This window comes from Propioniciclava soli (assembly GCF_038502305.1).
GTDB lineage: Bacteria > Actinomycetota > Actinomycetes > Propionibacteriales > Propionibacteriaceae > Propioniciclava > Propioniciclava soli.
The window spans coordinates 1,735,851-1,750,069 of the sequence record NZ_CP115965.1; the positions used below are offsets into that span (position 1 = coordinate 1,735,851).

The 14,219-nt window shown below is 71.2% G+C and carries 14 protein-coding genes; 8 read left to right on the forward strand and 6 right to left on the reverse strand.

Translation table 11 applies throughout. The features are described 5' to 3' along the window. Nucleotides 1-184: 184 nt before the first annotated feature. Nucleotides 185-1,480 (forward strand): ABC transporter substrate-binding protein, encoded by a 1,296-nt coding sequence (locus tag PCC79_RS07945; RefSeq protein WP_232547989.1) that lies wholly within the window; start codon nt 185-187, stop codon nt 1,478-1,480. Nucleotides 1,481-1,773: 293 nt separating this feature from the next. Here the strand turns inward: PCC79_RS07945 and PCC79_RS07950 are convergent, their stop codons facing one another. After that, nucleotides 1,774-1,926 (reverse strand): hypothetical protein, encoded by a 153-nt coding sequence (locus tag PCC79_RS07950; protein WP_342373485.1) that lies wholly within the window; start codon nt 1,924-1,926, stop codon nt 1,774-1,776. A gap of 258 nt (nt 1,927-2,184) precedes the next feature. On the opposite strand from PCC79_RS07950, the gene PCC79_RS07955 reads away from it, so the two are divergent. Together PCC79_RS07955 and PCC79_RS07960 are read left to right on the forward strand one after the other, a co-directional pair. Beyond that, entirely contained in the window at nt 2,185-3,090 is a 906-nt protein-coding gene (locus PCC79_RS07955; RefSeq protein ID WP_342373486.1) for an ABC transporter ATP-binding protein, read from the forward strand. Continuing rightward, nucleotides 3,087-3,902 carry an ABC transporter permease gene (locus PCC79_RS07960; RefSeq protein ID WP_342373487.1) on the forward strand — a complete coding sequence of 272 codons (816 nt, stop codon included), beginning with the start codon at nt 3,087-3,089 and terminating at the stop codon, nt 3,900-3,902. The genes PCC79_RS07955 and PCC79_RS07960 overlap by 4 nt, the downstream gene beginning before the upstream one ends. Before the next feature lie 11 nt (nt 3,903-3,913). Here PCC79_RS07960 and PCC79_RS07965 read toward each other — a convergent pair whose 3' ends face one another. Both PCC79_RS07965 and PCC79_RS07970 read right to left on the reverse strand, forming a co-directional pair. Continuing rightward, entirely contained in the window at nt 3,914-5,131 is a 1,218-nt protein-coding gene (locus PCC79_RS07965) for a glycosyltransferase (protein WP_342373488.1), read from the reverse strand. Beyond that, nucleotides 5,128-6,357 (reverse strand): glycosyltransferase, encoded by a 1,230-nt coding sequence (locus tag PCC79_RS07970; RefSeq protein WP_232547984.1) that lies wholly within the window; start codon nt 6,355-6,357, stop codon nt 5,128-5,130. The genes PCC79_RS07965 and PCC79_RS07970 overlap by 4 nt, the downstream gene beginning before the upstream one ends. Before the next feature lie 62 nt (nt 6,358-6,419). On the opposite strand from PCC79_RS07970, the gene PCC79_RS07975 reads away from it, so the two are divergent. The 4 genes from PCC79_RS07975 (at nt 6,420) to PCC79_RS07990 (ending at nt 9,675) form a co-directional block, all read left to right on the forward strand. Beyond that, nucleotides 6,420-7,064, forward strand: a complete 645-nt coding sequence (locus PCC79_RS07975; protein WP_342373489.1) for a hypothetical protein — start codon at nt 6,420-6,422, stop codon at nt 7,062-7,064. After that, on the forward strand, nt 7,049-7,663 hold the full coding sequence (locus PCC79_RS07980) for a hypothetical protein (RefSeq protein WP_342373490.1): 615 nt from the start codon (nt 7,049-7,051) through the stop codon (nt 7,661-7,663). Before PCC79_RS07975 ends, PCC79_RS07980 begins: the two co-directional genes overlap by 16 nt. A gap of 27 nt (nt 7,664-7,690) precedes the next feature. Further along, nucleotides 7,691-9,292, forward strand: coding sequence for an amidohydrolase (locus PCC79_RS07985; RefSeq protein WP_342373491.1), 1,602 nt, complete (start codon nt 7,691-7,693; stop codon nt 9,290-9,292). 104 nt (nt 9,293-9,396) lie between these two features. Continuing rightward, complete coding sequence (locus tag PCC79_RS07990; RefSeq protein WP_342373492.1) at nt 9,397-9,675, forward strand: DUF6458 family protein; 279 nt, start codon at nt 9,397-9,399, stop codon at nt 9,673-9,675. Between the two features lie 137 nt (nt 9,676-9,812). Here the strand turns inward: PCC79_RS07990 and PCC79_RS07995 are convergent, their stop codons facing one another. Next, nucleotides 9,813-11,153, reverse strand: coding sequence for a ferredoxin reductase family protein (locus tag PCC79_RS07995; protein WP_342373493.1), 1,341 nt, complete (start codon nt 11,151-11,153; stop codon nt 9,813-9,815). Nucleotides 11,154-11,300: 147 nt separating this feature from the next. Continuing rightward, nucleotides 11,301-11,870, reverse strand: coding sequence for an AAA family ATPase (locus PCC79_RS08000; RefSeq protein ID WP_342373494.1), 570 nt, complete (start codon nt 11,868-11,870; stop codon nt 11,301-11,303). A 119-nt stretch (nt 11,871-11,989) separates the two neighbouring features. Here PCC79_RS08000 and PCC79_RS08005 point away from each other — a divergent pair, with 119 nt between their 5' ends. Further along, entirely contained in the window at nt 11,990-12,937 is a 948-nt protein-coding gene (locus PCC79_RS08005) for a hypothetical protein (protein ID WP_342373495.1), read from the forward strand. A 181-nt stretch (nt 12,938-13,118) separates the two neighbouring features. On the opposite strand, the gene PCC79_RS08010 is transcribed toward PCC79_RS08005, so the two are convergent. After that, nucleotides 13,119-14,213 (reverse strand): hypothetical protein, encoded by a 1,095-nt coding sequence (locus PCC79_RS08010; protein ID WP_342373496.1) that lies wholly within the window; start codon nt 14,211-14,213, stop codon nt 13,119-13,121. Nucleotides 14,214-14,219: the final 6 nt, after the last annotated feature.

A 14,219-nucleotide genomic window follows, 5' to 3' on the forward strand; every position in this document is an offset into this window, starting at 1 on the left:
CCCCGGCCACCGCGGGGGCGTCACTGGGTGGACGCCCCACGCGGCCCCGGGATGCGTGACGCCCGGCCTCAGAGACGCGGTCACCGCGACGTCGTGGTGGCTGTCCGAACGGGCCGTGGGAACCTACGATGACGCCGGGGGCCGGGTGCCTCCGGTCACGTGGACCATCAACGAGGAGAAACACATGGACAGGCGAACGTTCCTTGGTCTGGGTGCGGGCGCGGGCGCTGCCCTCGCACTCGCGGGCTGTGGGCAGGGTGGCGCGGCCACCACAGGCGGGGACCCCGAGAGCGCATCGCTGCGCTTCTGCTGGTGGGGCAACGACACCCGCAACCAGCTGACCAACGAGGCCATCGCGGCATACCAGGCGGCCCACAGCGGGGTCAGCATCGCACCCGAACCGGGCGAGTGGAGTGGTTACTGGGACAAGCTGGCCACCCAGTTCGCGGCCAGCGACGCCCCCGACATCATTCAGATGGACGAGAAGTACCTTGCCGAGTACGGCCAGCGCGGCGGCCTGCTCGATCTGGAAGGCGCCGGCGTGGACGTGTCGGGCTTCGCGCCCGGCACGGCGGACACCGGACGCCTCGAGAGTGGCCTGTTCGGGATCAACGCGGGCGTCAACGCCCCCGTGCTGGTGGCGAACCCCACGCTGTTCGCCGAGGCCGGCGTCGCCCTGCCGGACGACACCACCTGGACGTGGGAGGAGTTCATGGCGCTGTCGGAGCAACTCACCCAGGGCATCGGGCGATCGGGGGTCTACGGCGCGGGCAACCTGTTCAGCCAGGACGGCCTGTTCAAGGCCTACGCCCGCCAGCGTGGCGGACAGCAGTGGACCGCCGACGGGCAGATGGGCTGGGAGCCCGCGATGCTGGAGGACTTCTGGCAGATGCTCCTGGACATGCAGGCGGCCGGGTCGATCCAGTCGCCGGCCGAGCTGGCTGAGGAGGACGCCAAGCCGTTGGACCAGACCGCCATCGCGACCGGCAACGTGGCGATGACGTACCTGTGGTCCAACCAGATCAAGGCCCTCGACAACGCCTCCGGGGTCGACATGGCCCTGTTGCGGCCCCCGAGCGTGGACGGGTCGTCGGAGGGGTGGCTCTGGTACAAGGCGTCGATGTACTGGTCGGCGTCCTCGCGGACCTCGAACCCAGCCGCGGTGGCCGCGTTCATCGACTGGTTGGCGAACTCGACCGAGTGCGCCCAGATCCTCACCGCCGAGCGGGGCCTGCCGCCGAACCTGGCGGCGCGCGAGGCCATCGCCCCCGACCTGCCGGCCTCGGACGCCAAGGTGGCCGAGTTCCTGAGCTCGATCGAGCCGGAGGTGGAGGACGCCGGCGGCATCACCCCGGTCGGTGGCAGTACCTTCCAGCAGATCCTGCTGCGCAAGAGCCAGGACGTGCTCTTCGAGCGGGCCTCCATCGCCGACGCCGTCGCGTCGCTGCGCACGGAGGTTGAAGCCGCGCTGCAGCAGTGACCCTGCTGAGGTGGGCACTCCGTCCCTGTGGCGGTGGCGTCCCTGTGGCGGTGGCGTCCCTGCGGCCCGTGGGGCGTCCGCCGAAACCACCTCGCTCCCCGCGCGAGGCGGCGCTCTCCTTGCCACGAGAGCGCCGCTATGGCCGGGGAGCGAAGTGGTTTGCCGGGGGAGCAGCGCTACGGCAGGGGAGCAGCGCTGCGGCAGGGGAGCGAAGTCGTCCTCGAAAGGACACCGTCCTTGAGCTGACACCGTGCCGCCGAGGGGGGATTCGGCGGCACGGAGTCACCCCAAGGTCACGACGACGGCGCGACGGGAGGCTCGACGAACGAGCGGTGCAGCACGAACAGCGTGACGCCGGCCACGAGCAGCAGCATTCCCTGGGCGCTCCCGGAGGCCATGCTTCCCAGTCCGACCAGGGCGATCACCACGGCGACGACCAGGAGCATCACAGGGTGATGTCCTTGCGGCGGGGGGCTCTGGGCGTCGTCGTGCATGGAGCCAAAACTATGGGCGGCCCCCCCACCTCTTCAATGTCATCATCACGCGAGTTTTTCGAAGTTCAGTTTGCGGTGGCGTTTCGGGTGGAGCGCCGCCTCGGGCGCTTCGGCGCCAGACGTCACCACCCCCGCTGAACGGGTCAGGACGCACCCGCGTGGCCCCGACAGGTACCGTGGCCACGCCGGCCGGATGAGAGGAGCACGCCCATGCAGGGTGCCGCGCGCGCCGACGCGCCGCTGCAGCTGGACGGGGTGGGCCGCCGCTTCGGCGATCACTGGGCGGTGCGGGACGCCTCGCTGACGATCACGCCGGGGGAGTCGGTCGCCCTGCTCGGCCCGAACGGCGCCGGCAAGTCGACCCTGGTGGCGTTGGCCTGCGGACTGCGCCGGCCCACACAGGGGGACGTCCGGCTGTTCGGACGCGACCCGCGCCGAGCCAGTGCCCGCCGGTGGCTCGGGGTGGTGCCGCAGGCCAACGCCCTGCCGGAGATGCTGCGCGTCGGTGAGGTGGTGGAGCTGGTGGCCCGCCACCACCGCGACCCCGTGCCCACCGCCGAACTCCTGGACGGCATCGACCTCGCCGGCGCCCGCCGCACGTTCTGCGGCGCACTGTCGGGTGGCCAGCGCCGCCGCGTCATGGTGGCCCTCGCGCTGGTGGGGCGCCCCCGGCTGCTGGTGCTCGACGAACCCACGACCGGTATGGACGCCGAGTCCCGCGAAGCGCTGTGGCAGCGCCTCGCCGACCACCACGCCGCGGGCGGGGCGATGCTCCTCACGAGCCACCACGTCGAGGAGGCCGAGCGTCTGTGCCGCACCGCCATCGTGCTGCGACGCGGCACAGTGGCCGAACGTGGGCCCATCGCGGCGTTGAAGCAGCGCTACGGCACCGCCACCGTGACCCTCGACACCCCCGTGCGGCCCGAGCGTCTCGGCGACCTGGCCGCCGTCCGCCACGCGGGGGCGCTGGGTCCCGGGCGGGTCGAGCTCGTCACCTCGGACGCCGACGAAACCGTCCGCGCGCTCGTGGGGGCCGGGGTCGAGTTCGCGCACCTGCAGATCAACCGGGCGAGCCTGACCGACGTCGTCGCCACACTCGGATCGGAGGAGTCGTGAGCTCGCATCCCCCCACGACGCAGGTCGCACCGGAGGGCGTGAGCCCCCTCACCCTGGTGGCCGCGCACACCGCCGCGCACCTGCGCGAGCTGGGCCGCGTCCCCGCCGCCCTCATCGCCAACACGCTCTACCCCGTGGCGGCCTTCGTGTTGTTCATCGTGCCGCAGCGCACGATCGCGGCCGATCCGGTGCAGTCGCTGGTGGCCACCGGCCAACTCGCCGTGCTCGGAGCCCTGTCCGGGTTCGTGTTCGGGTACGGAATCGCCGTGGCGGAGGAGCGCGCCAACCCGTGGAGCCAGTACGTCCGGACGCTGCCCGTGCCCGCCTCCGCGGCCGTCGGGTCGCGCTTCGTGGTCGCCGCGGTGCTCGTGGCCGCCAGCCTGGTGCCGCTCGGGCTTGCGGCCTTCACGCTCTCGGCCGCGGGGCAGCCGTTCTGGGCCGGTGACCTCGGCTGGTGGCGGATCCCGGCCGCCGGGGTGACGACCTTGGTGGGCGGCCTGCCGTTCCTGGCCCTGGCCGTCGGCATTGCGTTCTCGGTCGCGCCGCGCACCGCCCTGGCGCTGGCGCAGGTGGTCGTCTTTCCGCTCGGGCTCGTCGGCGGGCTGATCTTCCCACCCGGGTTGCTGCCGGGTTGGCTCGACACCGTCTCCCTGCTCACCCCGGCACGCGCCGCCCGGGACGCGACCGTGGCTGTCCTCACCGACGGCACCGTCGCGTGGTGGACGCCGCTCGTCTGGCTGGTCTGTCTGGTCGCGACCGGCGCGTTCGCCGTCGCGGCCCAACGCCGCGACGAGGGGCGCCGCTTCCGCTGAGCCACGTGGTGTCAGTGCCGGCTGACCAGCCGGTCCAGCGCGTCCACCGCGCGGCCGACGCCGTCCTCGGCCCGGAGCTGGCGCCCGAGCGCGGCCGCCGCGGCGTCGTGGCCACCCGCGGCCAAGCGCTGGAGACCCCGCGCCAGCGAGCGGACCCCGAGGCGTCCGAGCGGCACCGGTCGCGGCCCGGCCCCCAGCGCCCGAACCCGCGCGCCGTAGTACGGCTGGTCTCCCAGCAGGGGCGTCACGAACGTGGGGAGTCCCGCGGTCAGCATGGTCGCGGTGGTGCCCGCGCCGCCGTGGTGCACGACCGCGCGCACCCGACCCACGACGTCGGCATGGTCGGCCGCGCCGATCACCCGAACCCGGTCGGATCGTGGGCCGGTCGACGCGCCGGGGTGCTGCCACAGCACGTCGACGCCGGCGCGGTCGGCCGCGGCCACCACCAGCTCGCCCTCGCGGGCGACGTCGGTGCCCGGGCTGCTGCCGAAGGTCACGAGCAGCGGGCGGGTTCCCGCGCCGTCGCTCACCCGGGCGTCCGGCGCCGCGGCCCAGAACCCCGTCTGAATCACCCGGCCCGGCCACTCAGCGGCCGGCGGGCACACCGCCGGGCTGGTCGCCATCAGCACGGGCAGGGACGCCAGCGCCACGCGCGCGGGGCCGGGGGGTCGCCGCCCGGTGACCCGGGCGAATTCACCGGCCAGGGCGCTCGTGAAGCCGCTCGACATGCCCCACAGCAGCCCGCTGAGCGCCCGGTTGGCCGGGCCGTCGCCGAGGCGTCCGGCCGCCATGAGGGTGGCCCGGTGGTCACCGGCGGGCAGCAGGGGTGCGAACAGCGCCAGCGCGGCGGGGTGGCCGTCGCGCTGCAGCAGGGCCGCAACGCCCGCCCCCACCGTGCCGGCCACGACCACCGCGTCCGGCGTCACGGCCGCGGCGAGGGCCCGGGCCAGCCCCGGGGCGGCGCGACGCAGGGCCATCCGCTGGGCGACGTACAGCGCCAGCGGCTGCGACAGCGCGAGCCGCAGCGCGGCGCGTCCCCGGGGCCACAGGGTGCCCTCCGGGGTGCCGGGCAGGGGCGCGTGGCGCAACCCGGCGTCGGTCACCAGGGCGCGGTGGGACGCGAACGCCGTCACCGTCACGTCGTCCCCCCGGGCCGCGAGCCGCCGGCCCAGGGCCAGGAACGGCTGCAGGTCGCCGCGCGTGCCGACGCTCACCAGGACGTACTTCACCGGATCAGATCCTCCAACAGGGTGATCGCGAGCTGCCCCGAGTCGTACCGCGCGAACTCCTCCTGCAGAACCGCGGCGCGTGTGGCGTACTGCGGGTCCTCGAGCACCCGGCGCACCGCCCGCCTCACCGCGCGCGCACTCGGGCGCGAGGTTCCCAACCGGACGCCGGCGCCCGACCAGGCGACACGCGCCCCGATGTCGGACTTCTCCTCCGTGACACCCGCCTGCACGACGGGGACGCCGTGCGCGAGAGCCATCGTCACCCCGGTGAAACCGCCGTTGGTCAGGAGCACGGAGGCATGGGGCAGGGCCTGCTCGTAGGGCACGTAGGCGGCGGTCACGCCCGGCGGGGCCTCCGACGGGCGGGAGGTGAGCACCAGGACGTCGACGTCCAGCCGCGCGAGCGCCCGAAGCGCGGGGCGGATCAGCTCGCGTGGATCGTCGCGCAGCGTCCCCTGGGTGATCACGGCCAACCGACGCCGTCCGGCCACCAGCTCCGCCCAACCGGGCGGCGGCTCGAACGGCTCGGGCCGGAACGGCTGGATGGCTCCGATGAAGTGGACGTGCGCCGGCAGGTGCGCCCGCGGGTACTCGAATCCGGGCACCGCCGCGTGGAGGTGCAGGTGCGGTGACTGGTTGGCCTGGAGCACCGGGCCACGTTGGGGCGGCAGGCCGGCGTCCGCCCTCGCGCGGTCGTAGGAGCGCCGGGCGGGTCGCATGCCCCGACGGACCACGCCGGACACGACGCGGTTGCGCCGCAGGTGGCGGGGTTCCGTGCGAAAGGGCAGGCCGGAACCGAACGGCGGGGTGTCGGCCTCGGCGTACATCAGCGGGCCGTCCCCGAAGGACGCCCACGGCAGCCCGGCGGCCTCGGCGGCCAGGCCGGCGCCGAAGCACAGGCTCTCGGTGAACAGGGCGTCGGGGCGTTCGGAGTGGATGAGGGACGTCAGGTCGGACGCCCGCGCCGCGGCGTCGCCGATGAAGTAGGAGCGGAAGGCGTCGAGCACGTCCAGGGGTGTGTTGAGCTGGTCGAGGCCCCGGGTCGTCGGCTGGGTGGCGCGCCGGAAGGGCCGGAACTCCGCGCCGGTGCGGGCGACGTCGCGGGCGAAGGCGTCCCCGGCGTACCAGACGACGCGGTGGCCGGCGGCGGTCAGCCCGGCGGCGAACGTCTGGGCGTTCCACGTGTGCGCGGGCACCGGCGTGGTGGCGAACAGGAACGTGGCCATGTCCTTGACCCTACGCGGACGCCGACGGGGCATGATGGGGTCAACCGAGGGGAAGGCGGGCCGTGGACCCGATCATGGTGCTGTGGGCCGCGTTGGGGCTGGGCGCGGCCGGCGCGGCGATCTGGGGTGGCCTGCGCATCGCCCATGCCCGCCAGTTCACCGGCCGCGGGTGGACGTTCGAGCGCAACCCTGGTGAGCAGCCCGTCTTCGGGCTCAACCATCCGCCCTTCGGTCGCGACCTCGGCCGCCGCGTGGGCGAGGTGGTGCGCGGCACGGTCGAGGGGGTGGCGTTCACGGCGGTGGCCTACGAGACCGACCGGGAGCGGGTCACCGGGTACGCCGTCATCGTGGCGCTGCCGCGCTCGCTGCCGCCGCTGGTCGTCGGCTCGCCGGACGCGCTCCCCAGCCGCCTCGCCGGCGCCCCCGTCCCCGCACCCGCGGGTCGGGCGGCGTGGGCGTCCGATCCGGCGTGGGCGAGCGTCGCGCTGCCCATCCTGGCGCCGACCCTCGCGGCGCTGACCGCCGAGCGCGGTGCCGCCCTCAGCGTGGACGGCGCGGCGCTCGTGGGTCTCGGGTGCCCCCGCGACGCGGACGCCCTGGCCGCGTTCGTGCCCCAGCTCGGCCGGGCGGCTGCCGCGCTGGTGGAGGCCACGCCGGGTGCCGCGGGGGCGGCGGTTTCACCGGGCCTCCGGTGCCCCGCGAGCTGAGCTTCACCGACCACCCGAGCTGGATCTACCGGGCCCGCGACGACGCCAAGCTGGCCGCGGTGCGTGCCACCGGGGGCGGCTTCGACCACGAGGCGCACGACGTCGTCATCGCCCCCGACCCGGAGCTCGGGGCCATCGCCCTGCGACACACGTGGCGGACCAGGCGGACCGTCACCGAGACCGGCCCCGACGGCAAGATGCAGACCCGCACGGTCGTCGACGACCACGAGGAACACCTGTGCGAGCTGGTGCTCGGCTTCCCCTTCGTCGATCTCACGGTGAACACCCGCGGCGACTGGGGGCGGGGTCGCGTCCGGTTCGAGTCGGAGGACTTCAACCGCGAGTTCACCGTGCGCTGCGCGGACGGCCGGTTCGCGAGCGCCGTGTTCCACCCCCGCCAGATGGAGTACCTGCAGCGACGACGGCCCGCGGCGTTCCAGGTGATCGGCGACCGGTTCGAGGTCGAGCACGACGGCGACGTCGCCACGGTCGAGGCCTGGCTGTCGTTCGCCCGCGGCTTCTTCGGCCGGGTCCCCGGGTTCGTGTGGAAGGACCTCGGCGTCGAGCCCCCCTCGTTCGTGCAGCGGTGGTTGGCCTGAGCCGGCGCGACCGGGGACGATGGGGGCATGACGACGTTCACCCACGCGCGGCTGTTCACCGGACTCCTGGCCGACCCGACGGTCGACCCTGAGGCCCTGTGCGCCTTCACCGTGGCGGACGGACGCATCACCTGGGTGGGGCCGGTCGGGGACGTGCCGGCGGAGGCGGCGGCGTCCGACGACGTGATCGACCTCGGGGGAGCGCGCGTGCTGCCCGGGATGCTCGACGTGCACACCCATCCGCTGTTCATGGCGCTGCTCGCGGATGCGACCAACCTGTTGCCCCCGACCTGCCGGTCGAAGGCCGACGTCCTCGCCGCGCTGCGCGCCCACCCGGGGTGGGGCGCGGGGCCGGACGCCTGGGTGTCCGGTTTCGGCTACAACGAGGACGCCTACCCCGACGGCGGGCCCACGCGCGTCGACCTGGACGCGCTCACCAGCACCCAGCCGGTGCTGCTGCGCCGCGCCGACGGCCACAACGCGCTGGTGAACTCGGTCGCGCTGGCCCGGGCGGGCCTGGACGACGCGAGCCCCGACCCCGCCGGCGGACGCCTCGGGCGCGACGCCGACGGCCACCTCGACGGCCGTCTCATCGAGAGCGCGGCGGTCGACCTGGTGGCCAGGCACCAACCGGCGCCCACCGCGTCCGACCTGGCGGACCGGTTGGTCGCGCTGAACGACCACTTCCTCGGCTTCGGGCTGGTGGCGCTCGACGACCTGCTCGCGACGTTCGTCGACGATCCGCTGACGGTGTACCGGCTGGCCGTGGAGCGCGGCTTCCTGCCGCAGGTCGCGGTGTTCTTCGGGTGGGATCCGGACGCGATGCCCCCGGTGACGGACGCCGACCGCACCGGCCAGATTCGCATCGGCGGGGTCAAGGTCTTCATGGACGGGGCCTACTCCTCCCGGACGGCCTGGGTGGAGGAGTGCTACCCGGGCAGCCACGACCACGGCCTGGCCACGGCGACGGACGACGACCTTCGGGCCGCGGCCGACTGGGCGCGCGCGAACGGCGTCCAGTGCCGCATCCACGTGATGGGGGATCGGGGCATCACGCACCTGCTGGACCTCTTCGCCGACGCCACGCCGTGGCTGGCCGAGCGGCCCTCGATCGTGTTCGAGCACTGCACGCTCGTGACGCCCGCCATGCTCGCGCGGATCGCCGCCGCGCGCATGCGGTTCGGGCTCGTGACGCACACGATCTTCTTCTTCGCCGAGTGTGAGTCCTACCGGGCCAACCTGAACCCGAGCGCCGCCGAGCACGCCTACCCGCTGCGACGCCTGCTGGATGCCGGCGCGACCGTCGCGCTGGCGTCCGACTCGCCGGCCACGACCTGGGTGGACTGCGACAACCCGTTCACCTCCATCCGCGCGGCGGTCGACCGGCGGACGTGGGACGGCTCGGCGTTCACCCCGTCCCAGGCGATCGGCGTCGGCGAGGCGCTCGAGCTGTACACCGGCCGCGCCGCCCAGATCACGCAGCTGCGGGGCGTCGGACGCCTCGCGCCCGGCTACGACGCCTCGTTCGTGGTGCTGGACGCCGACCCGTTCGCCGTACCCACGGATGCACTCGGCGACCTCCGGATCCAGCAGACCTGGCTGCGGGGGGAGCTGGTTCACGGAGCCTGACGGGGCGGCGTGTCACCCGCGCGCGTTCTGGGTGAAGGCTCAACCACCCGTTACAGTGAAGCGACCGGAGGTCGCCGGGACCTCCAGCCCGAAAGGCAAGAACCATGCGCGTCGCGAACATCGGCGGCCCGATCACCCTGGCCGTGATCGGTGCCATCTTGTACTTCGCCCTGTCCGACAGGATCGAGGGCGTCGACACGGCCATGATCGGTCTCATCCTCATGGTCGCTGCGGCGATCTGGCTGGTGGTCGGTCTCCTCGTGAACCGCCCCCGCACGCGCGTCACGAGCGAGCGCACCGACGTGCAGGGCACCGGCGGCGTCGCGGGCGGGCAGGCCAACAACCAGGTCGTCGAGCGCGAGGTGCGCCAGGACGAGGTCTGACCGGTCTCGCCTGTCGATTTCGCCAGACACCAGACACCAGCAGGGCCCCGGGAAGCGCGTGCCGGGGCCCTGCTGCATGCTGGGCTCGATCCCGCTGCGCGCTGATCCTGCTGCGCCCTGATCCTGCTGCGTGCCGATCAGGTGGCGAACAGCTCGTGGCTCACCTGGTCGTCGGGGACGCCGGCCTCGAGCAGTTCCTCCTCCAGCGAGGTGATCATCGGCGGGGGACCGCAGAGCAGATACTGGTAGTCCGTGATGTCCCGGGGCAGGTTCCGCTCCAGCACGTCGACGTCCACCAGACCGGTCTCGCCGTCGAAGTCCGGCTCGTCGTTCAACACGTGGACGACCTGGACGTGCTCGAGGGCGTCCAGCTCGTCGCGGTAGGAGATCTCGTCGAACGTCTCGTTGGCGTAGAAGACGTGCACCTCGCGGTTCTGCCGCCGCTCGGCGTCCTGCCAGAGGCGGCGAAACGGCGTGATGCCGATGCCGCCGGCGATCACGACGAGGGGGAGATCGGCCTCCCGCGCCGGGCGCGTGAACACGCCGTACGGGCCGTCAATGATAAAGAGGTCACCCTCCTGGGCCTTCTGGAGTGCGGCCGTCTGGTCGCCCTCCTGCTTGGCGGTGATGCCGAGGCGCTTCCGCTCCTCGTCGTAGGTTGAGACGGTGTAGGGGTGCGAGTTCTCCGCCAGGTTGTGGCGCAGGTAGATGAACTGCCCCGGCGCGGGCACGATGCGGCGGTGCACGGCGTCCATCGTGATCTCGGTGGTGGAGTCGGCCACCGTCCGGGTGGTGGCCACGCGGTAGCGCGCGCTGAACAGGCCCAGCTTGTGCAGGATGCGGTGGACGAACAGGGCCGCGATGATGCCGGTGAAGAACCACCAGTAGTACTGCAGGAAGGTGCCCTGGATCGTCGGGCCGAGCAGGAAGCTGTGGATGAACAGGAACGGCGGCACGACGTAGGCCGACATGTGGGTGTAGAGCCACGGGTAGAAGCCCAGGCGGCCGCGGAACCACACGCTCGTCACGACGACGAACGCGATGACGGCCAGCGTGACCATGCCGAGCAGCACGAGCTGGGAGAAGCTGTCACCCAGGTCCAGGGCGTAGATGTTCTGCCCGCGCGTCCCGAGGTAGTAGAGGCCGATGAAGATGGGGTGGAGCAGGATGATCGGGACGCCCCACTGCCCGAGTGTCTTGTGAAGTTCGACGATCCACGTGAGATCGGGGAAGAACGACGACAGGGCCCCGCGGAAGCCCAGGATGAACTGCCAGATGAGCAGCATGCTGCCGACGAACGCGCCCGTCTTGGCCAAGTACTTGTAGACGTTGACCAGCAGGGGAGCGTCGTCGGGGGAGACGAACACCAGCGGGAGCAGCGACGTCACAGCGATCAGCGCGATGAGGACGCCCTTGGCCCGACTGATCTTGCGGCCTTCGATCGTGTCTTGGGCATGCCACATGCTCAATCGGGTCATGGGAGCCACTCTAATCGGCTCTGACAGCGGCGTCTTTCCTGACCACCCCGGTGTTGGCTCGGGGAGCGCAGACACGTCCCGGGCTGGGAGATGTCTCTCGGCGACGGGCTGCACAGGCCGGTGGGACGAGGGCGAGAGGCAGCGCTGTCAGGTCACCTGGTCGAGCCAGGCGAGCACCCGGGCGGCACAGTCGTGGGCCGACAGGTCGGTGGTCTCGAGCACGAGGTGCCGATGGCGGGCGAGGAGGTCGGCGGCGGCGTGCGTGTCGTCGGCTGACGTCATCGCCCACTGGCCTTCCATGTCGCGCACGTTCGCGTCCGACCAATCCAGATCGCGCTTGGACGCCTTGTGCGCCAGCCGAGCCTCGGTTCGGTTGCGGGCAAGACGGGTGTCCAGGTCCGCCCGGAGTTCGACGAAGGCGACGTCACCGTCAAAGATCTCGACGTAGGACGCCATGACGGCATGGTCGTCCTCGCTGTCGAGGGCCCAGACGACCGTGAACACGAGATCAATCCCGTGCACGGCCGCCTCCTCCAGGACCCGCCGCCGGAACTCGCTGTTGAGCGTGTTGAACGGCGGCGTCCCGAACCCGAAGGTCTCGAGCAGGGGCTCGATCGTCATGTGGTTGTGGAACAGCCGGAAGCGACCAGACTCGGCCAGCGCGCGGCCAACCGTCATCTTCCCCACGGCCGGCGGGCCGAACACCACGAGCAGCATGGACCGATCCTGGCACGGCCAGCAGGCAAGACGTGGCCCCGGCCGCGGAGATGGTCATGCTGAGATCATGGTCATCGACGCCACTATGGAACTCCGAGATGTTGAGAAACTCATGGCGCATGAGGGACCTTCAGCGCAACCTGTCGCTCTATCTCGCGAGCCACGGATGGGAGTCCCCCCGTGATCCGGGCGCTGCGGGGCGGCTGTGGGACCACGAGGCGACCGACCTGTCTGTCGCAGTGCCCCATGAGGTTCAGGTGGGCTCCCTTGACTGGCGCTCGATCACGACACGTCTAGCTGAGGTGGAGCGAGTCACGGTCGATGAGGTCATCGCAGACATCATGCTCATGTCGACCGATGTGGCCAACCTGCGCGTCGCCAATGACTTGGTGATTACAGACACCATCCCGTACGGAGCGGGAACGGCGACGATGCAGGGCGCGTGGCGGATATTCCGGTGCTGCGCAACAACGTCGGTGAAGGTCCGGGTGCAGATCAGGGGCAACTACAGCAAGGACGCCGACGAGATCGCAGGAACGGCCCGGATGGCTCACACGAAGCGGGGGTCGTTCATCATCCCGCTCCTGCTGCCAGTGAGTGAGCCGGTGCCGATTGATGAGGGGCTGGTCGATACCGCACCACCCGAGCCGGTCGAGCGCCGAGTCATGCGAACCTTCGCAGAAGCGCTCACGAAGGTCCACGAGGTGGTCGTCGTGCCTGAGCGCGAGCCCAGGCCGGGCGATGCCCTGAGCCTCATCTTCGCCGGGGTCAGCGCCGAGCTCGCGACGGCGCTGCACCACGTCCTCTCTGACGAGGTTGTGGCTGAGTTCGGGGCGGTGTTCCAGTGGGCTCCCATGGCAGGGCCGCAGCCCGAGAACCTCGGCGGGGTGTCCATCCCGGCTGCTGCCGCACCCCGTGTTGAGGCCGTCGAAAGGTGCTCCGTGAGGCCACCTCGGAAGCCAGCGTCGAGATTCTCACCGGACCTATCGTGGCTGCCGCCCGCGACCCCGAGCAGGGAGGCGCCGTCACCATCGACACCTTCCGGAAGTCACGCAGCACACACGTGAGTGTCCGGATGACTATCGATCAGCGCTTCGATGATGCTCTGGACTGGATGAAGCGGTGAACGACCGTCGCTCTGGAGGGCAAAATCAGCCATCAGGGCAACGTTCTGATGAGTGACCGGCCTAACGGCGTGGAGCCGCTGAGTGCGAGACAACTCGTCGCTGATGAGTGACCCTCACCAACTCAGGCGCATAGTTCCTTGGCGCGGTAGTTCCTGCCGAGTCGGTCCGCATAGCCGATCAGGCTCGTGACGAGCATCAGCACTTGGACGCAGTTGCGTTTGCTGTACTGCCTCTTTGAAGCGCCATGCACGCTGGCATGCCGGGAGAACGTGTAGGGAACCGCGTCTCCCTTGTCCTTCCAGAACTGCTCGTGCGCATTCCAGATGGGGAGCCAAACGTACGCCTCGCGCAACCCCATCCCCTCAATGATCTCTGGCACTTCCTTGCTGCCGGGCCGGCGATTGGTGATCTTTCGGCGCTGCTCCTGGTCTGGGTAGAACTCCATGATCATGGTGTCGAGGACTAGGGTGAAGATCGCTTGGGCAGAAGCGAAGTGGCCCCCACCTACTGCGCCCAGACCATCGCGGACGAAGTGAACCGCCGTCGCGACCATAGGGTCATCGCAACGGTCGATGACGGTGGTGCAGTCCTGGACGATGGCGTCGAACCGGTCGCTCAGCACCTGCCGTCTAGCCGCGCGGGTGGACGCACGCACGAGCCTGGCCCCGATGGAGGCACGAGGTACGAGGTACAGCGGGATACCTTCTGACTTTACGAAGTCGTGGACCTCCATCATGGTGATCTTGTCGCTCGCTGAACGCAAATTCGGTGGAAGTCGCCTGTTCAGACCGTCGAAGAGGCCAGGATCGATAAGCGGCTTCAGGTTGATCCGAAGGCCCGCGAGGAGCGCCTCGTACTGAGCGCCCGTCCCCACGGTGAACGCCTGGACGCTGTCGAATACGCCGGACGCGGCCAAGCCCCGCTGGAGGTTCTGGGAGGCGGGAGCGAGCACGGCCGTGAAGTTGGTGGCCACTACCCGCTGGAGACTTTCCAGGTGTGGCGCCAGGACTCCAGAGAAGTCGAGGTTGGGTATGATCCCTCGGAAGTCGAACGAGGGCATGAAACTTGCCGCATAGTTCCTGCCCCGTCCAAGGACTTGGGATGAGGCCGCATCGCTTCCGGGTTCTGGCCAACCGGACCCGTCACGGACTGGCTCTTCGGAAGCGGCGTGCTCTTCGCGCTCGTCGTCGGCTGGCGCGTCGTCAGGCTCGGTCATCAGACC

What these genes read in the sequence shown, in the direction of transcription:
- PCC79_RS07945 (WP_232547989.1), top strand. Translation starts at nt 185, where the DNA reads ATGGACAGGCGAACGTTCCTTGGTCTGGGTGCGGGCGCGGGCGCTGCC.
- PCC79_RS07950 (WP_342373485.1), bottom strand. Translation starts at nt 1,926, where the DNA reads ATGCTCCTGGTCGTCGCCGTGGTGATCGCCCTGGTCGGACTGGGAAGC.
- PCC79_RS07955 (WP_342373486.1), top strand. Translation starts at nt 2,185, where the DNA reads ATGCAGGGTGCCGCGCGCGCCGACGCGCCGCTGCAGCTGGACGGGGTG.
- PCC79_RS07970 (WP_232547984.1), bottom strand. Translation starts at nt 6,357, where the DNA reads ATGGCCACGTTCCTGTTCGCCACCACGCCGGTGCCCGCGCACACGTGG.
- PCC79_RS07985 (WP_342373491.1), top strand. Translation starts at nt 7,691, where the DNA reads ATGACGACGTTCACCCACGCGCGGCTGTTCACCGGACTCCTGGCCGAC.
- PCC79_RS07990 (WP_342373492.1), top strand. Translation starts at nt 9,397, where the DNA reads ATGCGCGTCGCGAACATCGGCGGCCCGATCACCCTGGCCGTGATCGGT.
- PCC79_RS07995 (WP_342373493.1), bottom strand. Translation starts at nt 11,153, where the DNA reads ATGACCCGATTGAGCATGTGGCATGCCCAAGACACGATCGAAGGCCGC.
- PCC79_RS08000 (WP_342373494.1), bottom strand. Translation starts at nt 11,870, where the DNA reads ATGCTGCTCGTGGTGTTCGGCCCGCCGGCCGTGGGGAAGATGACGGTT.
- PCC79_RS08005 (WP_342373495.1), top strand. Translation starts at nt 11,990, where the DNA reads ATGAGGGACCTTCAGCGCAACCTGTCGCTCTATCTCGCGAGCCACGGA.
- PCC79_RS08010 (WP_342373496.1), bottom strand. Translation starts at nt 14,213, where the DNA reads ATGACCGAGCCTGACGACGCGCCAGCCGACGACGAGCGCGAAGAGCAC.